Source organism: SAR202 cluster bacterium (assembly GCA_016872285.1).
Classification (GTDB): domain Bacteria; phylum Chloroflexota; class Dehalococcoidia; order Lucifugimonadales.
The window spans coordinates 1-22,332 of sequence record VGZZ01000041.1; the positions used below are offsets into that span (position 1 = coordinate 1).

The 22,332-nt window shown below is 58.2% G+C and carries 23 protein-coding genes and 2 pseudogenes; 11 read left to right on the forward strand and 14 right to left on the reverse strand.

What is annotated here, in order from left to right:
• Nucleotides 1–247 precede the first annotated feature (247 nt).
• Nucleotides 248–694 carry a hypothetical protein gene (locus FJ320_10240; protein MBM3926341.1) on the forward strand — a complete coding sequence of 149 codons (447 nt, stop codon included), beginning with the start codon at nt 248–250 and terminating at the stop codon, nt 692–694.
• Nucleotides 672–974: a YbaB/EbfC family nucleoid-associated protein gene (locus FJ320_10245; GenBank protein MBM3926342.1), complete on the forward strand. Its 303-nt coding sequence runs from the start codon at nt 672–674 to the stop codon at nt 972–974. The genes FJ320_10240 and FJ320_10245 overlap by 23 nt, the downstream gene beginning before the upstream one ends.
• A 295-nt stretch (nt 975–1,269) precedes the next feature.
• On the opposite strand, the gene FJ320_10250 is transcribed toward FJ320_10245, so the two are convergent.
• The 4 genes from FJ320_10250 to FJ320_10265 all read right to left on the reverse strand — a co-directional run bounded on the left by FJ320_10250 (nt 1,270) and on the right by FJ320_10265 (nt 4,204).
• Entirely contained in the window at nt 1,270–1,620 is a 351-nt protein-coding gene (locus FJ320_10250; GenBank protein ID MBM3926343.1) for a hypothetical protein, read from the reverse strand.
• A 7-nt stretch (nt 1,621–1,627) separates the two neighbouring features.
• On the reverse strand, nt 1,628–1,906 hold the full coding sequence (locus tag FJ320_10255) for a BrnT family toxin (protein MBM3926344.1): 279 nt from the start codon (nt 1,904–1,906) through the stop codon (nt 1,628–1,630).
• Nucleotides 1,907–2,015: 109 nt separating this feature from the next.
• A complete protein-coding gene (locus FJ320_10260; protein ID MBM3926345.1) occupies nt 2,016–2,966 on the reverse strand; it encodes a transketolase family protein in 951 nt (316 codons plus the stop codon).
• 467 nt (nt 2,967–3,433) lie between these two features.
• The gene (locus FJ320_10265; protein MBM3926346.1) at nt 3,434–4,204 is read right to left on the reverse strand and encodes a transketolase; all 771 of its coding nucleotides are present in this window, start codon (nt 4,202–4,204) and stop codon (nt 3,434–3,436) included.
• A gap of 784 nt (nt 4,205–4,988) precedes the next feature.
• On the opposite strand from FJ320_10265, the gene FJ320_10270 reads away from it, so the two are divergent.
• The 4 genes from FJ320_10270 to FJ320_10285 all read left to right on the forward strand — a co-directional run bounded on the left by FJ320_10270 (nt 4,989) and on the right by FJ320_10285 (nt 8,883).
• On the forward strand, nt 4,989–5,738 hold the full coding sequence (locus FJ320_10270) for a hypothetical protein (GenBank protein ID MBM3926347.1): 750 nt from the start codon (nt 4,989–4,991) through the stop codon (nt 5,736–5,738).
• On the forward strand, nt 5,735–6,676 hold the full coding sequence (locus FJ320_10275) for a DDE-type integrase/transposase/recombinase (GenBank protein ID MBM3926348.1): 942 nt from the start codon (nt 5,735–5,737) through the stop codon (nt 6,674–6,676). Before FJ320_10270 ends, FJ320_10275 begins: the two co-directional genes overlap by 4 nt.
• A gap of 370 nt (nt 6,677–7,046) precedes the next feature.
• The gene (locus tag FJ320_10280) at nt 7,047–7,697 is read left to right on the forward strand and encodes a PAS domain-containing protein (protein MBM3926349.1); all 651 of its coding nucleotides are present in this window, start codon (nt 7,047–7,049) and stop codon (nt 7,695–7,697) included.
• 445 nt (nt 7,698–8,142) lie between these two features.
• The gene (locus FJ320_10285; GenBank protein MBM3926350.1) at nt 8,143–8,883 is read left to right on the forward strand and encodes a dienelactone hydrolase family protein; all 741 of its coding nucleotides are present in this window, start codon (nt 8,143–8,145) and stop codon (nt 8,881–8,883) included.
• A 265-nt stretch (nt 8,884–9,148) separates the two neighbouring features.
• Here FJ320_10285 and FJ320_10290 read toward each other — a convergent pair whose 3' ends face one another.
• The 9 genes and pseudogenes from FJ320_10290 to FJ320_10330 form a co-directional block, all read right to left on the reverse strand.
• Nucleotides 9,149–9,484, reverse strand: a complete 336-nt coding sequence (locus FJ320_10290) for an HIT domain-containing protein (protein MBM3926351.1) — start codon at nt 9,482–9,484, stop codon at nt 9,149–9,151.
• Between the two features lie 437 nt (nt 9,485–9,921).
• Complete coding sequence (locus FJ320_10295; GenBank protein ID MBM3926352.1) at nt 9,922–10,779, reverse strand: AAA family ATPase; 858 nt, start codon at nt 10,777–10,779, stop codon at nt 9,922–9,924.
• The gene (locus FJ320_10300; GenBank protein MBM3926353.1) at nt 10,688–11,392 is read right to left on the reverse strand and encodes a DnaD domain protein; all 705 of its coding nucleotides are present in this window, start codon (nt 11,390–11,392) and stop codon (nt 10,688–10,690) included. Before FJ320_10300 ends, FJ320_10295 begins: the two co-directional genes overlap by 92 nt.
• Complete coding sequence (dnaB, locus tag FJ320_10305) at nt 11,389–12,765, reverse strand: replicative DNA helicase (GenBank protein MBM3926354.1); 1,377 nt, start codon at nt 12,763–12,765, stop codon at nt 11,389–11,391. The genes FJ320_10300 and dnaB overlap by 4 nt, the downstream gene beginning before the upstream one ends.
• A gap of 170 nt (nt 12,766–12,935) precedes the next feature.
• Nucleotides 12,936–13,472: a 50S ribosomal protein L9 gene (rplI, locus tag FJ320_10310; GenBank protein ID MBM3926355.1), complete on the reverse strand. Its 537-nt coding sequence runs from the start codon at nt 13,470–13,472 to the stop codon at nt 12,936–12,938.
• Between the two features lie 194 nt (nt 13,473–13,666).
• Nucleotides 13,667–14,512 (reverse strand): MBL fold metallo-hydrolase, encoded by an 846-nt coding sequence (locus tag FJ320_10315; GenBank protein ID MBM3926356.1) that lies wholly within the window; start codon nt 14,510–14,512, stop codon nt 13,667–13,669.
• A gap of 109 nt (nt 14,513–14,621) precedes the next feature.
• Entirely contained in the window at nt 14,622–15,134 is a 513-nt protein-coding gene (locus tag FJ320_10320) for an adenine phosphoribosyltransferase (GenBank protein MBM3926357.1), read from the reverse strand.
• 812 nt (nt 15,135–15,946) lie between these two features.
• Nucleotides 15,947–16,201 (reverse strand): annotated as a pseudogene (locus FJ320_10325) (hypothetical protein).
• Nucleotides 16,202–16,222: 21 nt separating this feature from the next.
• Nucleotides 16,223–16,324 (reverse strand): annotated as a pseudogene (locus FJ320_10330) (energy transducer TonB).
• Between the two features lie 382 nt (nt 16,325–16,706).
• Here FJ320_10330 and FJ320_10335 point away from each other — a divergent pair.
• Complete coding sequence (locus tag FJ320_10335; protein MBM3926358.1) at nt 16,707–17,609, forward strand: MoxR family ATPase; 903 nt, start codon at nt 16,707–16,709, stop codon at nt 17,607–17,609.
• 360 nt (nt 17,610–17,969) lie between these two features.
• On the opposite strand, the gene FJ320_10340 is transcribed toward FJ320_10335, so the two are convergent.
• On the reverse strand, nt 17,970–18,161 hold the full coding sequence (locus FJ320_10340; GenBank protein MBM3926359.1) for a hypothetical protein: 192 nt from the start codon (nt 18,159–18,161) through the stop codon (nt 17,970–17,972).
• On the opposite strand from FJ320_10340, the gene FJ320_10345 reads away from it, so the two are divergent.
• The 4 genes from FJ320_10345 (at nt 18,126) to FJ320_10360 (ending at nt 22,045) form a co-directional block, all read left to right on the forward strand.
• The gene (locus FJ320_10345; protein ID MBM3926360.1) at nt 18,126–18,824 is read left to right on the forward strand and encodes a DUF58 domain-containing protein; all 699 of its coding nucleotides are present in this window, start codon (nt 18,126–18,128) and stop codon (nt 18,822–18,824) included. The two genes, FJ320_10340 and FJ320_10345, sit on opposite strands and share 36 nt — an antisense overlap.
• The gene (locus FJ320_10350; GenBank protein MBM3926361.1) at nt 18,821–21,082 is read left to right on the forward strand and encodes a DUF4129 domain-containing protein; all 2,262 of its coding nucleotides are present in this window, start codon (nt 18,821–18,823) and stop codon (nt 21,080–21,082) included. The genes FJ320_10345 and FJ320_10350 overlap by 4 nt, the downstream gene beginning before the upstream one ends.
• Nucleotides 21,083–21,148: 66 nt before the next feature.
• On the forward strand, nt 21,149–21,652 hold the full coding sequence (locus FJ320_10355; protein MBM3926362.1) for a DUF2935 domain-containing protein: 504 nt from the start codon (nt 21,149–21,151) through the stop codon (nt 21,650–21,652).
• 48 nt (nt 21,653–21,700) lie between these two features.
• A complete protein-coding gene (locus FJ320_10360; GenBank protein MBM3926363.1) occupies nt 21,701–22,045 on the forward strand; it encodes a DUF2935 domain-containing protein in 345 nt (114 codons plus the stop codon).
• Nucleotides 22,046–22,332 lie beyond the last annotated feature (287 nt).

A 22,332-nucleotide genomic window follows, 5' to 3' on the forward strand; every position in this document is an offset into this window, starting at 1 on the left:
GACCCCCGCCCCGCCCCCTCCGCCGCAGACCGCGGATACCATCGGCGGAAGCAAATCTATAAGTCCGCCGCCTCCATCTCAACCTAGAGCGGGGAGGGGACCGAGCGAAGTACACCACAAACTAGATCATTCAATCGGTGGACTCCGATCTATCGGAGCGAGTTCTAGTGAGCCTTCAGCCCTGAGCGCAGCCGAACGGGGAAGTCCGCCAGAGGCGGACGCAGTCGAAGGACCTAAACCTCGCGGCATGGAAAACGGCTCGTCGCCTCCTCCCTCAATACCCCAGCCCACCGTCCCCACCAACCCCAACCAGGTCCTGGAATCCTCCTGGCTTCAGGTAATCCATGCCTTGCGGCGTCACAAAGGCCGGCGCTTCACCATCGGCCCCCTCCTCAAAGGCTGCCGCACCCCCTATCTCGATAACGATATCATGGTCCTTCCCTTCATGCACCGCGCCATCATGGAAAACCTCCAGTCGGAAATGGAAGACCCCCTCACCCGGGACGCCATGTCCAAAGCCGTCGCCCAGTCCTTCGGCCGGTCCTACGAGCTGCGCATCACCCTCCTCGGTGGCGATGCCGGGGACGGGCGTCCCGCCTCCGCCACCAGCCACCTGGTCCGCGCCGCCCGCGCTCTGGGCGGCAAAATCATAGAGGAGCTAAAAGTACCTAATGATGAACAAGCAGTTCCTTAAACAGGCCCAGCAAATGCAGGCCCGCCTCGCCCAGGCCCAAACGGAAATCGAACAGGCCAAGGTGGAAGGCTCCGCCGGCGGCGGTGTCGTCAAAGTCGTCATGACCGGCAAGCAAGTCCTGGAGTCCGTCACCATCTCCCCCGAAGCCGCCCAGGACGTGGAACTCCTTCAAGACCTAATACTAGCCGCCGTCAACGACGCCTCCACCAAAGTCCAGGACATGGTCTCCAAAAAAATGGGCGCCGTCACCGGCGGCATGAAAATCCCCGGCCTAATGTAGCCGCCCGCCTGATGCCCTCTCCCCCTTCGTCATCCCAGCGTACGCTGGAATGCAGTCTCTCCCTTCACGGAGGCCGGGAGGGGGGCACGTCATTTCGACCCGCCTCAGGCGGGAGAAACCTCAACGCGCCGTCCGCCACCATCACCTCCCGTGGTCATTGCCTATGCCCTCCCCAAGCGTCGGCGAAACATTCCAAGGCTAGGTAATGAAACAAGGCCTTTTTGTCATCCTGAGCGAAGTCGGTACTCCGACGCAGTCGAAGGATCTAATCACCGTGTCCGCTGTCACATTCCGTCTAACTCTTCCCTCGCCCTTTTCCTCTGACTCCCGCTAGCGCCGCCTCCAGCACCCGCGTCAACTCCTCCTTAGTCACTGCCCTCGCTCCACTTTGCCCCATAGCCTCCAACAGTACCTTCCGCGCAAACGTCGATGGCCCTACACCTTCCTTGGCCGCCACATCCCTCAGGCGCGTTAACTCCTCCCCGCTCAGCCTCACTGCCAAAAACGACGACCGCCTCTCTTTTGCCTTAGGCTTACTTACCCTTCCCCTCTTGCCCTTAGCGAACGGCCCTTGCGCTTCCCAATACTCAATCTCCTCTTCTAAAGTCTTGAAGATAGGTATCGCAGCTTTCGTTTTGTTTGTCATATGTTGCCTACTCCCTTTTCGACATCCGCCGTCGATAGCTAGCTTTATAGTTATCACTCATCTCAAAGGCCGTAATTGGTCGGAACCTTCCCCTCCCCAAATCTTCAACTATCACGTTTAGATATCTGCCTGCATCAGACTGCCCACTCAGTACATAGCGTCCGCCATGCTCACTCCTAGCAAAATGAAAACCGAAACACACATCCTCCACTTCTTCGGGTGATACACTGTGCCTGGCTATATGCTTTATATTCCTATCGTCCCATTCTAGTTCAACTATATTCATAGTTTATACAAAGAGTATCACAATGTGATACATATATCAACAGGTGCCTACCTCAATCAAAAATAAAAGGCCCCAATACGGGGCCTTTTGCACCATAGTTACTCTCTTGCTACTTCTGCTTCCTCTTTACTACCCTCCTCACCGCTCCCGCCACATCCTTAGCCGTCAGCCCGTACTTCTCCAGCAGCTCCTCCGCCTTCCCCGACTCCGCGTACCGAGTCAGCGCCACCATCTCCATCGGCGCCGGATGCAGCCGGCCCAAAACTTGGGCCACCCTCGCCCCTAAGCCCCCATGTATATAATGCTCCTCCGCCGTCACTATCGCCCCCGTCTCCCTCGCCGCCGCAGCAATTGCCGCCTCGTCCAGCGGCGCTAGTGTGTGCATGTTCACCACCCGGCACTGCACCCCTTCCTGCGACAGCGATTCGGCAGCCTTCAGCGACGCCCCCGCCATTGACCCCGTCGATACAATCGTCGCGTCCTTCCCCTGCCTCAGCACGTCCGCCTTGCCCAGCCTGAACTTGTACTCCGGCCCGTGTACCACCGGCGTCGCCGGGCGATATAGTCGAATATAAAACGGCCCCTTAGTCTCCGCCGCCGCCCTCACCGCCTGCGCCGTCTCCACCGCGTCCGATGGCGCTACCACCGTGAACCCGGGCAGCGAGCACGCCAGCGCCAGGTCCTCTATCCCCTGCGCCGATACCCCGTCCTCCCCTACTAGAAGGCCCGCGTGAGTGCATACTATCTTCACGTTCAAATGCGGCTGGGCCACGCTTATCCGGATCTGGTCGAATGGCCGGCACATTCCAAATACAGCAAACGTGCTGACAAACGGAATCTTCCCCGTCGACGCCATCCCACCCGCCGCGCTCACCATGTTCTGCTCCGCCGGCCCAAAGTCGAAGAACCTGTCTGGGAACTCCTTCGCGAACAACGACGCGAACGTCGACTTGTTCAGGTCTCCCCCCAGCACCACTATGTTCCGGTTCTGCCGCCCCAACTCCACCAGCGTCTTCCCAAACATCTCCCTCGTCGATGCGTTAGTAAATGTCGTTACCATTTATATACCTATATGTCTAGTATCAATAAAGGCTTGAGGTGAATAGCTAGAGCTGACGGCCTACAAGATAATTCCTTCTCCCTTGATGACGGCTGTTGCTAATTGCGATGCCGCCTATCATTGCCAGGCCTTCCTTTTATCCTTTCTCCCCGTTGATGGGGGAGAACAGAAGAGAGGGTGAAACACTGGCTCCAACAATACTTTATCACTGCCAGTCGTCTCTGTTTTCTTTTCCTCTTCCTATCGGGAGAATTAGCAACACCCATCTTGATGGGAGAAGGTGCAGGTTGAGGGGTAAAACCCTGGCACTACGCTCCGTCCGTCAGGCATAAAAACCCTCCCAAGAGCCCTGCACATCCTATCCTCTCCCCCCTTGAGATCGAGCACTCTATCTCCATTCAATCGCAAGATCCCGATAGCATCGGGAGGGAGAGTTAGAGAGGGGGGTCGGGGAGATAAGGCGGGGGTCACGCCAGCTCCGCCATCGCCCGCTCGTACTCCTCCTTGTTCGTCGCCGCCCCGTGAAACGCCGGGTTGTTCTCCATAAAGCTCACGCCCTTCCCCTTCACCGTCTTGGCGATAATTACCGCAGGCTGACCCCTCGCCTTCGACGCCTCCTCAAAAGCCTCCAGCAGCCGGCTTATGTTATGCCCGTCCGTCTCAATGACCCTCCACCCAAAAGCCCGCCACTTGTCCGAAAGTGGCTCCAATTTCATCACCTCGTCCGTCCGGCGGTCATTCTGTATCCCGTTCCGGTCCACAATCGCCGTCAGGTTGTCCACTCCATAATGCGCCGCCGACATCGCCGCTTCCCATACCTGCCCCTCATCCTGCTCCCCGTCTCCCAGCAATACATACGTCCGGTAGCTCTTCTTGTCCAATCGAGCCGCCAGTGCGCACCCCACCCCAAAAGACAACCCCTGCCCCAGAGACCCCCCGCTAAAGTCCACCCCCGGCGTATCCAGATGCGCGTGTCCCTGCAAACGGCTGTTTATCTTCCTAAATGTCCAAAGCTCGCTCTCCGGGAAAAACCCGCGCTTGGACAGCGCCGCATACAGCCCTGGCGAAGCGTGGGCCTTGCTCAAAATAAACCGGTCCCTGTCCTCCCACAGCGGCTCCTCAGGTCTAATCCTCATCACACGAAAATACAGCGTCGCCAGAATATCTATCTCCGACAGCGACCCTCCAGGATGCCCGCTATTCGCCGCAAACGTCATCTTGACAATGTGCCGGCGCATCTCTTTTGTGATAGCCTCCAGCTCCGTCACCTTCGGCCCGCCGCTAGATGAAAAAGCCTCGGAACTCTTGGACTCCGAGGCCCCTCGGTCACGATTTTGTCCGCCTTGGCCTGCCAACTAACGCGCCTCCTCAGTTTTATGGGCCAATCGCGCCGATTATAACAACGCCCCCATATAGTGTCTACCTCACCTCTCTTCTAGAAATTACACATCATTTGAGAGAAGCCAGGAATTTTAAGTCCCACCCGCCTGTCACACCTCATATTGCTAGTCTCGGCCTCCCCAATGTTCCTTCTGGTTCCCCTCTTCTCCTCTTGCAAGAGGAGAAGAGGGAGTTAGGGGGTGATGAGGTGATCTTAATTTCTCTTTCCCTCTTCTCCCGACTACGGGAGAAGAGGGATAAAGGGTGATGAGGGCGCCCCGATTGGAGAGAGGGCCACTATTTTCGTTCAAAGCAGGCCGTCCCTTAATAGAGCAAAGCTCCCCTCCCTCAATAGGCCTAATGGCTTAGCAGCATAGGCCTAAGCTATTGACCATTGATTAGTATTTATTGCCAGTGAATAGCTGTAAGCAACTTGCTCCAATTAAAGAGAAAACATTTTGCTTAACACCATCGGACATCCAGGCCGCAAGCGCGGCCAACCCAAAGACCAAACGTGGAGGTACCCTCAATGCGACAGCAGCAATGGTATCGGTTGCTTTGCATGGGGGACGCTAGGCTACCTGTTACAATTCTCATGTTCATGGCTAAAAGGCTGTTTAAGCCAGCTAGACTTATTTGCACATGAGAAATCGACTGAGACACCTTTCGTCCCAAGAATGGCTCGCCATTGCTGGCCTCTTGTTCGCTGGCATGTTGTTTCTAGCTCCACACGCCTTCGACGGTGTTCCCATGTGGCTTACTAAAGTAGCCTTCTTCCTGTTGGTGGCCCTTTTTATTGTCGCCATCTGTGCCGCTTTCGATACAAAAGGCAAGGTGAGCCGATGGATAAGGACAAACAAAGTTAAACCTGGCTATCAGGACAATAAGGAAATGACACCAACCCTTGCTGGGAATTTCCGCTACTTACTCAATCTCGTTTGGGAACACATGCTACCGCGAATCTTAACTGAACTTGACGACGAGGCGTACTTAAAGCGGACACGGGCACAAAACAGAAGAAGAGGTAAGAGCCTTAATTCAGTATGGACTCGCATCAATGTATGGATCAAAAAAATAAGGCTGAAAAGAATAGTAAATCAGCACCATGCGGCCATTGTAGATTTATTAAACAGACAACCCCACAGGGATAAGTTGCCGAAGTGGTACACGGAACAAGACCGAGATGAAGCCAAGATGTTGCAGGATGAACTGGCTGCAAAACTTATACAGCTAGACGAGGCAATACAAAAATGTGACTACCGCTCTATTGAGAACTGGCAAGGACATTACGCCAAAGCGATGGCTTATTGGGGCAATGTTCTAAAAGAAATCCGAGGTGAAATTAATAGAATTCACGATGATGCTGCTACCGCAGTAAGGGTCATAACATGACCAAACCTATACATCCAAAGCCAGAAGTCCCTGTACCAAATACCCATATCCGTTACGGCTACTCCCGCAAGCGTGTCCCTATCTACATGGATAAAGCCACTGGCAAGACTTACACGGCCAACGGCGCAATGCCTGGGAGACGGGTTAAGCCTGAGATTGTAGGGTCTGCTGTAGCCCTCTTTTATCGTGGCACTCCCCTAGATGAAATAGCCGAGCAATTTGAGCACCAGTACGACTTCAGACCGTCCAAGGCCACAATTTATGAATGGGTAACTGATTACACAAAACTAGCTAGGGATAGGCTTGGAAGTCTAAAGGCAAGGACAGGCAACACCTGGGTCTGTGATGAATCGGTCTACATAGCTGGCGGGGAGAAATTTTGGCACTACAACGTGCTTGACCGAGACAGCCGCTTTTTGCTGGCTTCACACTTAGCCCGTACTCGGACAATAAAACAGACCGAGATAGTCTTTCAGAAGGCCAAAGAAGCTGCCCATAGCAATCCAAAGAGAATCATCACTGATGGAATGACGGCTTACCCAGAAGCCATTGAGAGAGTCTTTGGCGGGGATACTCAGCACGTAGTTTCTGAAGGCTTAACGGCCAAACTCAACAATAACCTGTCTGAACGGATGCAAGGCACTTTCAGACAGCGTACCAAGACTATGCGAGGCTTTCAGGACAGGCAATCAGCCCAAGATTACTTTGATGGGTACAGGATTCATTACAACTTCTTTAGGGGTCACGAGAGCCTAAAGAATCGCAGGCCAGCAGAGATGGCGGGATTGGAGACCAGTTTAGAGTCTTGGGAAGACGTAGCCCGACTAGACGTACGGCCCTTCAGCTATGAACGGGTGAAGCTAGAGAAGGAACGGGCATTAAAGCCTAAGCCTGTCTATCCCAGACGAGTCTTTATCCAAAGGAGAAGGAGGCTTTAGGCTACCCATGCTAAGCAAACGGAACCTGCCTCCAAAGACGGTTCTGGCGCGCAGCGTAAGTCCTCCGAAAGTGTATCTGAAGACGATTCTAGTTAGCTGGTGTACAATCGTTTCAGCTTCATAGAATCAGGGCGTTGTAAAAGGCGGTGAGTAAGGACATGTTGCCGCTGGAGCAAGTTCGGGGGGGGGGCGGATTGTATTAGCCCGGCCATCCGTATCTCCTCAAGCCGCCTCGCCTCAAAAGTCGGTCCTCCCCATTACCATCATCCCAATAGGGGCCTTTCAGTATTGACTAGTGGCAAAATTGGTGCTATGACTTTTTTATATATCTTCTCCATCGTAGGACATACCCCGGGCAAAGAGGCGTCTTATGGCCGGGGATAAATTCAAAAAGCAGCTCTCCTCTCTTCAGAAAGAGATCAAAGGTCTTCAACGCCGTGAGGCCTACCGCACTGGTCAGGGGTCCCTTAGTGAGGACCATCCAGACGTCCTCCCAGACCTGGAAACCGCCATCATGGAGCTGTCCACCGCTGAAGAGGAACTGCGCCAGCAGCAAGAAGAGCTTGAGGCCGCCATTGTGGCCTTGCAAGCCGAGCGCCAACGCTACCGCGAACTCTTTGAATTTGCCCCCTCAGGCTACCTCGTCACCGATACACACACTAAAATCATCGAGGCCAACCACAGCGCCGCCCAGCTCCTCAACGTCCCCGCCGCCAACCTCGCAAACACTCCCTTCATCAACTTCGTCCTCCCCGGCGACAAGAAAGCCTTCCGCGACCGCCTCGCTCGCCTCATCGAAGACGACTTCCCAACCCCCGAGGACAATCTCGAATGGGTTGTACGCCTCCTCCCAGTGGAAGGACTCCCCCGCGACGTCTTCCTCAACGCCGTCCACATCCCCGCAGGGGAAAACTCCTACGCTACCATCCGCTGGCTCCTCCACGACGTCTCCGGCCGCAAGCGTGAAGAGGCAGACCGTCTCCGTATCGTTCGTGACCTAGCCTCCCGCGCCCGCTCCTAACCCCCCGTCCTCCTCTCATCCGTCATATCGACCCGCCTCTGGCGGGAGAAACTTCAATGTACCGTACGGCAACAACGCTCCATCCTGCCAACCCGAATCTCGCGCTGTCATTCCGAACCCTGTACTCGGGGCGACGAGGAATCTACTATGACGGAAACCCACATCGGCTATCACAAGTCACGCCCCAACTGTCCCTCTCCTATCAGGTTCTCCCCCTTCAGCCTGGAAGAGCCTGGCCGAAGGAAGGGTTGTGGTGTTTTTTTAGCTTCTCCTTCTTCCAGCAGGCTGTACCCAGTCCCGATACAGTCGGGGAAGAAGGGGTCAGGGGATAATGGTATCCCGATTAAGAACAAGGCTAGCTCCCTCAAGTAGGCCCCTTTCGCCCCAATCCGCCCTCTGCTAGAATCCGCCCACCTAACATAACCTCACACCAGGGAGGCCTCCCATGCCAGCCAAATGGATAGACCTTAAAGTCGACGGCAAGACCATGCCCGCCTACGTCGCCGATCCCGAAGGCCCCGGCAAGCGCCCCGCCGTCGTCGTCATCCAGGAAGTCTTCGGCGTCAATTCCAATATCCAGGACCTCACCAACCGTGTCGCCAATGCCGGCTACGTCGCCATCGCCCCAGACCTCTTCTGGCGAGGCGGCGCCAAGCGCACCTTCGGCTACGGCCAGGCCCCTGACGCCGACGCCCGCGCCAAGGCCGTCGCCGCCTTCCGCGACGACGAAATCGTAAAAGATATCAACGCCTCCATCGACTGGCTGCGCCGCCATCCCAACGTCGGTCGGGGCGGCATCGGCATCACCGGCTTCTGCGTCGGCGGTCGCATCACCTACCTCGCCGCCGCGCGATGCCCTGAAATCGCCGCCGCCTCCGTCTACTACGGCGGACGCATCTTCCTCCCCTTCGGCGAAGGCCCCTCTCCCTTCGACCTCACCTCCAAAATCAAGTGCCCTGTCATGGGCAACTTCGGCGAGCTCGACAAAAACCCCACCCCTGACGAGGTCCGTAAAATCGAGGCCGCCCTAAAGCAGCACAAAGTCCCCTACGACTTCAAAATCTACCCCAACGCCGACCACGGCTTCGTCTGCGACGAGCGCTCCAGCTACCACGCCGAATCCAACCGCGACGCCTGGTCCCGCACCCTCTCCTGGTTCGCCCGCCACCTCCACCCCGAAAAATAGCCCCGTCCCTCCTCTACCTCCTTACCCCACTTCTTGTGGGGGAAGGATAAAGGTCGAAGACTCGCCGTGGAGAGATGGTAGCCTCCCCTTCCCATCAGGTTCTCCCCCTTTTCCTCGTGAGGAAAAGGGGGAGTTAGAGGGGGAATTGGTGCAATCTTTATCTTTCCCTCTCTTCCCGCAGGAAGAGAGGGACTAAGGGTGAGATGGTATCCCGATCAGACAGACGCCGGCATTCTAGCCACCAAGTCCTGAGACCCCACTACCCCTACGCATACGGCCCCAACGCCATCCCTCCCAGCAAATGAATATGCCCGTGCTCCTGGCTCTGCATCGCGTCCCGCCCTACGTTCGACACCATCCTGTACCCACCCGGGCACACCTTCTCCCCCATCATCACCAGCGCCCTCCCCAGCCGCTCCATCACCGAATCCCTCCACATCTCCGACTGCGTCATGTGCTTCTTCGGTATCGCCAGCAGCATCACCGGCGTCCACGTCAATCGATTTGATATCACAATCACATCCTCATCCTGATAATGCACCGTCGCCGGCTCCCGCCCCGCAATAATCTCGCAAAACACGCAATACCTCTTCTGTGTCATCTCACCGCTGTCCGTACGGCAAAGCCTTCGGGAAACATCCCACCGCTTCTATTTGCTTGGGCGTGCGCTCCAGGAAGCTGAGTCATGAGGTGCCCTACCACGCTCCTTCTGGCCTACTCCCCTTTAAACGCCTGATGTCAGTTGAAGATATTGATATTCATAAAAGAACTGAGTCCCTCCAAGGAAATTCCTTCTCTCCTTGCGTTGAGCTCCTTGACTTGTATCAATACGAAATCCCGATGTTAATCGGGAGGAGAAGGCGCAGGTCGAAGACTCGCCGTGGAGAGTTGAGGGGTGAAACCCTAGCACTACAAGACATCTGGCGGTCTTGAGTCCACTGCCCCCTTCTGATCCCTTTCTCCCTTGGTTAAGACTAGGGGAAGGGGATGGACTGGGTGAGGATTTCTTACCGCCACCTTCGAGCAAATGGAACTCCCCTACCGGCCCCTGGGCTGCCGCTTCTGCTCTGATGCCCTGCCGCCCTTCTGCGAATCCCTCCGGTCCGGCGCCGCCAGCGGCAGCCAGTTCACCAACGTCACATCCTTCAGCCTCGACGCCAGCCTCGGCTGCGCCTTCTCCATCTGCTCCATCGATAGATTCGTCGTTATAACCATCGGCAGCCTGTGGTTATGCCTATGCACCGTAATCTGGAACATCTTCTCCTGAGCCCACGCCGTGCTGCTCTCCGCCCCCATGTCGTCCAATATCAAAAGCGGCACCGTCTTCACCATCTCAAACAGCTGGTCATATTCCACAGGGCTGTTCGGGTTGAACGTGGAACGCAGATGGTCCAGCAAGTCCGGCACCATGGTGAAAAACACCATCTGCCCCAGCCTGATCCTCTCCCCCGAAATCGCCACCGAAAGGTGTGTCTTCCCGCAGCCGTTAGGCCCCGTTAGCAGCAGCCACCCCTGGGCATCGCTGGCGAAGCTCTTGGCCGCTATCAACGCGTGCTGCAATGTCGACCGCTCTTCCGCGTCCGCCCCAGGCGCGTTGACCTCAAAACCCTCAAAGGTCATCCGCGACAGCATCTCCTCCGACAGTCCGCTGAACCTCTGCAGCATCTCCTGCCGTTGCGGTGCCGTCTTCTCCCGCTGGCACCGGCATGGGAAAACCTGACCAAAGTCCGGGTGTCCCCTGGGCGCCTTATGGCTTACCCATCCCAGCCCATTGCATACCGGGCACTCATCTCCACCGTCATCTTTAGGTTCCGGGTAGCTTCCCCCGCCGTTGGACGTACTCTTTGAGGTGGCGTTTACGGTCAGTCGCTTCAGTATATTTCCCAGACTTTCCATCTTGCTTCCCTTCGGCTTTCCACCTCTTAAGTATTGTCTCTACATACCGCCAGTTTCTAGCTCCCACCCTTTCCGCCTCAAAAAACGCCTCCCTTATCCACTCCTCAGCATATTCCTTTTCCGCTTCCCGCAATATATCCACCAGAGTGGGAGATATCGTCAAATTTATCGTTTTCTGATAAAGCTCAAAGATATTCGGCCTCTTTAACGGCAATTCTACCACCCCGTCCTCCCCCACTATCCCTTCCGCCGCCGACAGCCCCTTGGCAATGGCGTGTGCCAACGCCCGCCTGTCCGTCTCAATGTTCAGCACAAATATCGGCGTCGCCCTCCCGTCCGATGACGCCACTCCCCTCGCGAAAATCCCCTGCTGCACCGCCCTCCCCATAATTTGCCCCACCACCTCCAACCCCAGCGGCGCCAGCACCGGGTCCTGCGCCAGCTCCGTCAGCGTCACGTATCGAAAAGCTCCCTTCTTGCGGTGTAAGTGCCACAAAGTCCTCAGTATGCACTTCAGCTCCCTCACGTCCTCCACCGACTGCAAGACGTTACCCAGCAGCGGGTCCGGCACTGGTGTAAAGCTGGTCCCCCTCGGAAACACCGGCGACGTCACGGCGACGCGTATTCCAGGTCCAGCGGCGCCGGCTCAAACCGCACCAGCCGGTTGTTGAACAGCAGCTTGAACGTGTCCGTCGGCCCGTGCCGGTGCTTCGCTATGATTATCTCCGCCACGTTCCTCGGATATATCGTCCCCTCCGGGTGCCGCTGCATCCACTCCTCCTCCGTCACATACAGGTCCTCGCGATATATAAACATCACCACGTCGGCGTCCTGCTCGATGCTCCCGCTCTCCCTCAGGTCCGACAACTGCGGTCGATGTGTCGGTCTCATCTCCACCGCCCTGCTCAACTGCGACACCGCCAGCACCGGGATGTTCAGGTCCCGCGCCAGCCCCTTCAGCGCCCTGGAAATCTCGCTTATCTCCTGCACTCGGTTGCTCCCCCGGCTCCCCTCCATGCTGATAAGCTGCAAATAGTCCACCACCAGCAGGTCCAGGTTCCTCTCCATATGCAAACGGCGCGCCTTAGCCCTCATCTCCATAATCCCCTGCAGCGGCGTGTCGTCAATGTATATCGCCAGTTCGGAAAGTCCCCCTATGGCGCTGATAATCCTCTGCTCATCTTCTGCGGAGTATAAACCTCGGCGCAAGAACTGCGTCTCCACTCGCGACTCGCTGGCCAGTATCCTCAGCGCCAGCTGCTCCTTGCTCATCTCCAGGCTGAATATCCCCACCGTGGACTCGCCCTTGGCTGCGCTCACCGCCATGTTTACCGCCAGCGTGCTCTTCCCAACGCTGGGCCGCGCCGCCAGTATCAACAGGTCGGAAGGCTGCAGCCCTCCCAGCACCTCGTCCATCGAATCGAATCCCGTCGCCACCGGCGCCTTGATCTTGACGTTTGGCTCCACCAGCGCCGACCTCTCCTCCAGGTACTGGTCCAGTATCTCCCGCAGGGCCACAAACTCCCGCCCCGCATGGCCGGACCTCACCCCGAACAGCAGGTTCTCCGCCCTGTTCAGCGTCGCCACCTCGTCCGACGTCCCGTCATACCCCATGGCCGCTATCTCAGACGCCGCCCTAATCAGCCTGCGCATAGTCGCCGTCCTGGCCACAATCCGGGCATAGTGCTCCACATGCACCGACGTCGGCACCGCCGATACCAGATGGCTTAGATAGGCCGCGCCCCCCACAGGGTCCAGGCGGCTCTTCAGTCCCAGTTCGTGGGTGACGGTAACCTGGTTTACGGCCTCGCGCCGCTGGAATAATGCAATGCACGCCTCATAGCAGAAGGCGTTGCGCTCTCGATAGAAGTCCTCGGGCTTCAGCAGGTGAACGACCTTAAGGATAGCCTCGCTGTCTATCAGCAGCGAACCTATTACCGCTTCCTCCGCCTCCACGTCGTGGGGCTGCAGCCGCTCTTGGTACATCGCGACCTCATTAACGTTGGAAGCCTACAATGAAGTCAAGGCGAAAGTATTGCGATTACTTTTAGAAAAATTCCTAAATTTTGGACAAAAGAAGAACCCGCCGTTCCTGCCTCGTATGACAGGCGGGCGGGATCTCTGTTTCCATGTTGGTTTACTAAGTAGGTTTTGGCCTACTTCTCCTTTTCTTCCTCGGTTTCCGCCTCTTCCCTCTCCTCACCCTTCTCCTCCGGTTCTTCCGGCTCCTCCAGCACCAGCGTCTCGCCCTCCGCCTCCGCCACCACCGTTATCTCCGGCGCCACTTCCTGGTGCAGCCGCAGGCTTACCTTATACGTCCCCGGCTCGCGAATCGGCTGGCTTAGCTCAACCACCCGGCGCTCTACCTTCTGGCCTGTGGCCGCCTCCAGCTCTTCAATAATCCTCGTTACAGAAATCGCGCCGTAGTACTGGCCCGTCGGCCCCACCCGTCCCCGCAGCTTAAGCGTAACCTCGCCCATCTTACCGGCAACACTCTTCGCCGCTTCCATCTCCTGATTGCGCCGCACCTCGGCAACCTTTTCTATCTTGTTGACCCTCTTCAACGTCTCGGGCGTGGCCGCCGTGGCCAGCTTCTTGGGAAAAAGATAATTCCTCGCATAGCCGCGGGCCACCTCTTTCACCTCTCCGGCGTTTGCCACGTTAGTTACATCTTCCAGAAACAGTACTTGCACGAAAGCACCTCGTCTTGTATATACGGCCTGCTGGAATTATATCACGGCTCGGCCTTGTCATTCTGAGACGCGGTCGAAGCCTGTCCTGAGCCTGGTCGAAGGAATGAGGAGTAAACCCTGGGAGCACAATCGGAGCATTAGAACCACTTGCCACTGTTTTTATCCTTCTCTTCCCTAAACAACCCAGCTTCCCCTCACTTCCCTCCCCTCTCACCCTCTACCCGCCAGTACCGCCTCCCGTCCACCCTCACAATCCTCCCAAAATGTCTCCCCGTCGGGAAATGCCCCGCCGCCATCACTATCCCCTCCCTCTCAATCCTCTCCGCCATACGGATCCTAGTCTCATATGCCTTCTGCCGGTCGATATCATGCCTGGAGTTCCACCCGGGCTCCATCACCTGCACCACGCTCTGTATCAGGTCCCCAACGACCATCCCCTTCTCCCCCTGCGAGTTTATCGCGATGGTCATGTGCCCGGGCGTATGCCCCGGCGTCGACACCGTCGACACCTCCGACGTGATAGCATGTCCCCCTCCAATTAACTCCAGCCGGCCCATCCCCTGCAGCGGCATCACGCACTCCTTCACCTTCGGGTTCTTCGGCAGCAGATCCGGGCTTGTGAAATACTCCCAGTCCGCCTTGGAGGCCAGGAACTTCGCTCTGGGGAAAGACGGCTTCCCGCCCACCACATTCCACCCCACGTGGTCGCCGTGCAGGTGCGTGTGCACCACAAAGTCCACCTCCTCCGGCCTCACCCCCACCGACCGCATAAACCCCACCAGGTTCCCCGGCAAGTTCCCACGCTGCGGATGCGGCCCCGGCCCCATACCCGTATCCACCATTATAGTCTTCCCCTGGGACCGAATCGCAAAGCTCCCGTAATAAAGTTGCAGCAGCCCATCCTTGTTCAGCACATCATCCCGATACACCTCCCACGCCTCGATGGGTATAGTCGGGAAAAAATTCTCCGGCGTGTACGGCGGCGGCACAAAGTCCAGTAGCGCCCACACCTCCACATCCCCAATCCTTACCTTCTCCAATATCGCCTCCTTCTTAAGTTTCTCGATGACACGCCAACCTTCTTCATATCCTGTATGAATAGAACCAACGCTGGCGAACTAGCGTCACGGGATCGCGGTTCATTGCCTTCTAATACTGTATCAGCGTGAAAATGTCGTACCCTGGCAGGTTTTTCCTCCCCTCCAAAAACGCTAGCTCCATCAGCACCGCCAGCCCCTCCACCTTTCCTCCCGACTCCTGCACCAACTTGCACGCCGCCGCCATTGTCCCCCCCGTCGCCAGCACGTCGTCCACAATCAGCACTCGATGCCCCTCCATAATCCCATCACGATGTATCTCCACCGTGTCCGACCCGTATTCCAGCGCGTACGTCACCGATACCGTCTGGAACGGCAGCTTCCCCCGCTTCCGCACCGGCACCAGCGGCTTCCCCATCTTGTACGCCAGCGCCGACCCCAGCAGGAACCCCCGCGCCTCAATCGCCAGGATAGCGTCTATTCTCCGGCTCTCATAATGCCCCGCGAATTCATCGACCACATATCGAAAGGCCGCAGGACTCTGCAGCAACGGCGTGATGTCTTTGAAGATAATCCCGAACTTCGGAAAGTCCGGTATGTCTCGAATGTAAGACTTTAACTCCATGGCCACCTCCACGGCCTATTATGCGGCAAAATATAAGGCCCTTCCAGCGCTAACGCTGGAAGGGCCTTTATCAACTCGCTGTCTATCTACACAATCTTCGCCTGGAACCCCCGCTCCTCGTCCGCGATGTTCTGGGCATAATCAATGAACGCGCTGATCGGATAGCCCATCTCCGCATGGTATTTCACGTCGATTCGATAAGCCACCTTGTCGATGGCGTCCTGCAAAAGGTCGAACAGTCCGGCCACCGTCACGTACCTGTTGTAATCGCTGGCCGGCACTGCCTGTCCGTCCTTCTGCCGCGTCACGCTCTTAATCTTCCCGTCGGCGCCCACCTCAATAATCACCGTCTCTGTGTAGTCGCGAGGGCAGAAGCACCGCCATGAGAACTCCATCTTATACTCTTTAGGCTTCTTGCTCTCCCATAGCGCCTTGTTCTTATTCAGGTCCTTCTCCAGCTCCTCGCCGCTGAAAGATGCTGTCAGCTTGCCGTCCTTCAACACCACCGTCTTATCATTTACATGTATCTCGTAAGCCTGGCTAGGGTCAAAGTCGCTGCCCAGATATACCTTGCTCACCGCTGTCCCGTAAATCATTGTGCAGATCGCCCTCGGGTCCGACGGCACCCAGTTCAGCACCTCTATCGATATGAAGTTCCCATCCCTATTAACCCTGTACCCCGCGAACACCGCGCACCCATTCGGCAGCCCTGACTCCACCGACAGCACGTACTGCGGCGGCAGGCTCTTCCACACCTCCAGGTCTATCTTATCGATGGGCGCCACTGCCAGCCTCATACCCTCTGGTTGCTTCCGGTCATCCTTCCACACCAACTTCTCACCCGTCCTTTCCTTCAAAAAGTCCTGCGCCCTCCCATCCCCTTTGCCCGTAAGCCCGCCGTCGGGATGGGCTATCACGTTCCCTTTGTCGTTATAAAGCGTGCTCCAGATGTCGCAGCACATCGGCGGCACGTAATAGACCGTTTGCCCTTTGTACTGGTACATGTACACCGACGCCCCGGGGTTCTCCACCGGCGCGTTCTTCAGTTCGTCAACGACTTTCTGCAGCCACGCCGGCATATCTGCCATGGGGGTTGCGGTGGGCGTTGGCGCAGGTGTCGCGGTTGGCGCCTTGGTCGGGGTAGCTGTAGGCATAGGCGTCGCCGTGGCCGAATCCGGCGTCCTCGTCGGCTGCGACGTGCTGCCGGGCGCCCTAGTCTGCGTCGGCGTCGAACCCGTCGCGCCGCACGCCATCGCCGCCATCAACCCCACCACCGCTAGTATTAGTAGAAGAGTCCGCATAAGTATCTCCTTGCCACTCCTGTGAGGCTTTCTGCTCTTGCAGGCCTCTTACTACAAAAGACACCGAGGCGCCACCCTTCGTTCCATCATCTTTTCCATCCCTTCCGCCGGCTCTAGCTCCGTCGCCGACTAGGTTATCCGTAAAACCCTCCTCGGAATGCGGGTAAACACCGTATTACCCCTGGCCCCCATGCATCTACAGTTTCTATAGCCAATCGCCGACAAGAGGTGACGAGTGCTTTTATCGGAAAAGCCCAGAGTTAACAGTCTTGTGCTGGACGCCGATAGTCTGATAAAAAACGTCACCAACGCCGTAGTCACCCGGGAGTCCACCGTACGTCTCCTCGCCGTCAGCCTCCTGGCCGGCGGCCACCTCCTCCTCCGAGACCTCCCCGGCGTCGGCAAGACCCTCCTCGCCCGCTCCCTCGCTCGCTCCATCCTCGGTAGCTTCAAGCGTATCCAGTTCACCGCCGACCTCCTCCCCTCCGATGTTACTGGCTCCGCCGTCTTCCGTCAGGCCGAAGGCCGCTTCGACTTTGTTCCAGGCCCCGTCTTCGCCAACATCCTCATGGCCGATGAGATTAACCGCGCCAGCCCCAGGACCCAGTCCGCCCTTCTCGAGGCCATGGCAGAAGGCCATGTCACCGTAGACGGCCAAAAACATCCCTTGCCGGACCCCTTCTGGGTCGTCGCCACCCAGAATGACTTAGATGAGTACGGCGCCTTCCCTCTGCCTCGCGCCCAGATGGACCGGTTCATGATGGTATTGGGCCTTGGTTATCCCGACCTGGCCGGCCAGGTCCAAATCCTGGAGCGAAACCAGCGCGGCGACCCTACCGTAGATCCCGTCCTCACCACCGACAGACTGAAAGAAATGCAGCAAGAAGTCAAGGCGGTGCAAGTCGCTCCTCTCCTCCGAGAGTACATCGCCCGCCTGGTCGTCTCTACCCACAGCCACCCTGGTCTGGAACTGGGCGTCAGCCCTCGCGGCGCCGTCCACCTCCAGCGCGCCTCCCAGGCCTGGGCCGCCCTGGATGGCTCCCCCTTCGTCCTCCCTGAGCACGTCCGGCATGTGGCTCCGCTCGTCCTCCAGCACCGCCTCCTACCCAAGTCCTCCGCCTCCTCTCAGGAAGTCATCGAGGACATCCTAACCAGCACACCCGTGCCGCTGTAGGGCGCCCCGTGACGCCAACCCCCCGTGGATGGGTGCTTCTCACCGTCGCCCTTGCCCTCTTCGGCATGGCCTGGCTCACTCAAATCGGCTGGTTCTACGTCGCCGACTCCCTGGTCTGGGGAATACTGGCGGTTAACCTTTTCCTTCCCTGGCTTACCGTTCGAGACCTCCACGTCTTCCGCCAGGCCGCTGGCCCATCCCCTGAGATTGGCCTTTTTGAAGACGACCCGTTAACCGTCACCCTCTCCGTTAAAAACCTCTCCTTCTACCCCAAAGACTCCCTGACTATCCACGACAACTGTCCCCTGGCCCCGCCCCACCAATCCCCCCCAAACCCTCCACTTTTCCGGCCTCTTCCCCTCAGGCCGTTCCCAGTCCTCCTATCAGGTCTCCTGCTACCGACGCGGCGTCTACACCCTTCCCTCCGTCCTCGTCGAGTCCTCCGCCCCCTTCGGCCTCTTCCGCTCCCGCCGTCTCTATCACGTCCCCCTTCAGCTCACCGTATATCCCCGCCTCATTCCCCTGCGAGGCCAGTCCCGCCGCAGCAACCACTTGGGCAGCCGCTCCTCCAGCATCCTCCCCGTATCCACAGGCGATTTCAGAGGCACGCGCCGGTTCCAGCCGGGAGACCTGCCCCGCAGCATCCACTGGCGAAACTCCGCCCGCCGAGGTCATCTTATGGTCAAGGAGTTCGATGAAGGCTCCTCTGTCTCCGTCGCCTTCGCACTCCTCCCCGGCCTTTCCTCCGGCGAGGGCCGCGACGCCCCCCTGGAGTACGGCATCCGCGCCGCCGCCAGCGTCGCCCGGTGGTGCCGCTCCCAGGCCATCCCCTTCCGAATGTGGCCCACCCCTCCTTCCGATGCTTCCACCCACTGGCACGATTTCCTGGACTTCCTCGCTGGGCTGGACAGCGCGCACCTTAAGGACGCTTCCCCTCCCAGTGGACTGGCCTCCTCTGATGTCCTCATCCTGGCCGCTTCACCCCAAAACGTCTCCCGCCTCCACTCCTTCACCGCCCGCTCCCGCCGAAGGCCCATCGCGCTGCTGTTCCAAGGCTTCGACCTCAATGATGATGGCCCTATAAACCCGTTACCAAGGAGCTTGGACATAGAGGTGGTCCCCTGCCCCCAGGGTGGCCTGGAGTCCTCCCTCGCCTCCCTTATCCACCTCATCTCCGCCGACTCCCTATCCCCCGCTCCAGGCCTTAGACCATGAGCCTGCTCCGGCGTCGCTCCTCAACCCTAAAGCCCCTTCCCCAGCCCGTCCCTCCGGGTTACAGGCTGGTCCTCTACGTCCTGTCCTTCCTCTCCATGTCCTCCGCCCTGGCCGCGGCGGCCCAGGTCAGCGGTCAGTACCTGCTTTTTGCCGCCGCCATTGCCCTTACCGGCGGGGGCCATGCCGTCTCCGCCCTCACCGGGAAAAGCCGCGCCTGGCTCACCCTTGCCCTCTATCTAGGTGGAATGGGGTCCCTGGGATTCATGCTGCCTGAGCTGTTGCAAATCCTCCACGGCGGTTCCCTCTTCCCCCTGGGAAAACTCCTAGCCGTAGTCCTGGTCATGACCAGCTTTAACCTCCGCAGCCTCCGCACCCTTTACGACTGCCTCCTCCTCTCCCTCGCCCTCCTCCTCATCGCCAGCGAAAGCGCCCTCTCCGCCCAATTCGCCTCCCTGGTAGGGACCTTTTCGCTGGCCGCCATAGCCTTCCTCTACGTCGCTCACCAATCTAAGGCCTTCCCCGGGGCTGGCCGCGTCCGCGCGATGGAGCTTCTCCGCCACACTCCCATGCTTCTCATCGTCGCAATCTTAGTAAGCCTCTTCGGTGCTGCGGTCTTCATGGTTCTCCCCCAGCGCGTCCGCGTCGAAAGCGCCAGCCCCCTTCCCAGCCGCCTCGACCTCGCCTCCGGGCTACCTGCCCTCCCTTCAGACCTCGACCCCCAGCAGAACGGCGCTCCCCTCCAGGATGGCCTCCTCCCTTCACACAACCCCACCGGTGATGCCGCCACATCCTCCCCCACTACACCCTCCAGCCTCACCCCCACCTCTCCCTCCTCCCAAATCGCCGATGCCATCGCCAGCAAGTACGAGCCTCTAGGCTACACCGGCGACGCCGGCAAGGACCTCGTCATGTACGTCCGAAGCCCCCTCGCCAGCTTCTGGCGAGGTCAGGTCCTGGAGTACTACGACGGTCGTGGATGGTCCTCCGCCTACCAGTCCCCCCGGCTCAAGTCCGACCCCCTGGGTCGCCTTCAGTTCACCGACGCCTGGGCCTGGCAAGGCTCCTTGGACACTTACACCCAGACCTTCTTTCTGAAGACCGACCAGCCTAGCGCCGTCTTTACCGGCTACGGCCCTGGCCTTATAGCCCTCTCTGATGGCGTTGCGGTCCCACGAACCCCCTCCCTGGACCTGGGCTACCTTCAAAAAGCCGGCGTCTCATATAGAGTGACCTCTGCCCGGCCCGCCCTCACTCCGGATTCCCTGGAGCAGGACAGGGCGGACCGTAGTTACCTCCGCTACAACAAAAGCGCCGCCCCCTCGTCAAAAGTCCACGCCCTCGCCGCCAAAATCGTCCAGAATTCCGCCTCCGACTATCAGAAGGCCGTAATGTTGGAGCAGTACCTCCTCACTAACTATCAATACGACCTCCGCCTCACCCCTCTCCCCACCTCCACCGACGCCGTCGAGCACTTTTTGTTCTCCGCCAGGGCCGGCTTCTGCGCCCACTTCGCCTCCGCCATGGCCCTCATGGCCCGCTCCCTGGGTCTCCCAGTCCGCGTCGTCACAGGCTACCTCCCCGGCCGCTACGACCCCCTTTCCGGCGTCCACGTGGTCCGCCAGCAGGACGCCCACGCCTGGGTCGAAATCAAGTTCCAGCGCCATGGCTGGGTCCCCTTCGATCCCACCCCCAGGCCAGACTCCCCCTGGGCATTAGACCCCGGCGCCGCCAGGACAGCCTCCAACCTCCAGCAAGCCCTCATTACTGAAATTCAGCAGTCTCTAGGCAGCGTAACCGGCTTTGTAGAAACCTCGGCGGCATCTATATCAGCCTCAGCCCAGACCCCCATCACCAAAGCCGCCCTCTCCGGCGCGGGCTTCGCCTTCCTCTCCTTGGGCCTTGTCGTCGCCGCCCGCCGTCGCCGCCCTCTCCCCCTGTCCAGCGACTCCCTCTACGCCTCCCTCGACAGCGTTGCTCGCATAGAAATAAGGGCTAGCTACCTTCGCGCTCTCAAGGTTTTGGCCCGCCGTGGCTTTCCTCCCCGTCTCCCCCACCAGAGCCCCGGCTACTACTTGGAATCCCTCCTGGCTTCGGCCCAAGTCCCCCACGAGTTCGCCGAATTAACCGGCATCGCCTCCCAGGCCCTCTACTCCCCCGACCCGCCCTCCGGCGTCCCTGTCCAACGCGCCCGAATGCTACTGGCGCAGCTCAGAAATCTGCCCCAGTCAAGACGCCGCAGCCATCGCGCCGAGAAATAAGTATTGTTGTCTTTAAGCCTTTCATTGGCCCGGTCTACCAAGAAAGACTAGGCTCTGAGGAAATGTATGGAAACGCAAGCTTCAAAATATAGAGAGAACTGGCACGTTTACACGCGTGAGGGCAACGGCACGACAGACATTGATAACCCTGAATCCTCTTACGAGAAGTACGTGATTGTGCCCAAGGAAGGGGACAACGATCCATCAAAACACGCCTGGGCGGACGCCCGCTTCGCCACTGATATCATGGCTGAGCATGCCCTCTTTTTTGCCCTGCTCATGCCTGAGGAATTGGCGAAGAAACAGCGCAAAGAGGCCCTCGACTTTAACAAGAAGTTCACGGACCTCTACAGAAAAATCGATTCCGAAGGCGTGCCGGAGCACGGCGACCTCAACTCCTTCGTGAAGAAGGCGGTTGAGGAAATGAAGCCCTTTATTGAGTACAAAGCTACGCTGGGTGACGCCCAACGCAGCGGCGACTTCCGCAGCCTGGTTTGGCCGCTCTTCTTCGATCACACCCGCCACGAGGCCGAGCGCTGGACTCGTCGCCTCGAAGCCCTGGCCAGATGACACTCTGAATACGACCGCTCGGAAGTCGTCTCCTTCTGGACAAACATCATGGATGAGCACGCCCGCTTCGTGGCGCACCTCCTTGACCACGATGAGCACGACCTCATCGATAAGGCCATGAAGACAAGCGAGTCCTTTGCTGAAATGTCTCGTAGCCCAGTAGGTGCCGGTGCCTCCACATCACGGAGAGAACCAGGCATGATATCTGGGTCCATGACCGCCAGTCCAGAGATGGATTCCGTCATGAGCGCGGCGCAGTCCGTCCTGGACTTCAAGACTGAGGCCGCTAGAGGCATAGAGGCAGGAAAGATCAAAAGCATCATCGAGCCACGCTTAGCCGACCACGTCCGCCGCGAGGCGCAAAAGTTCGTGGACGAACTCAAGCGCACCTAGGCCGCACAGCCCTTAATTGCTACAAGACCTAAGAAGGTTAGTGGGGGCTGCCTGCATAGACTCAGGCAGCCCCCACTTGTATCCCTCAGCCTTCATCATTTTAAGCGTAGCCTGTCCTGAGCTTGTCGAATGGGTCGAGAAATTTCAATATGCCGTCCGCTACTACGACTCATCTTGTTGTGCCGAACACATTTTGTCATTCTTGTATCTTAAAAAAGGTCTAAACTGTTCTCCAAGCACAGCGATGCCGGCGGGGCAGGCCGTTTCATTCTCGGTCTCATTAGACC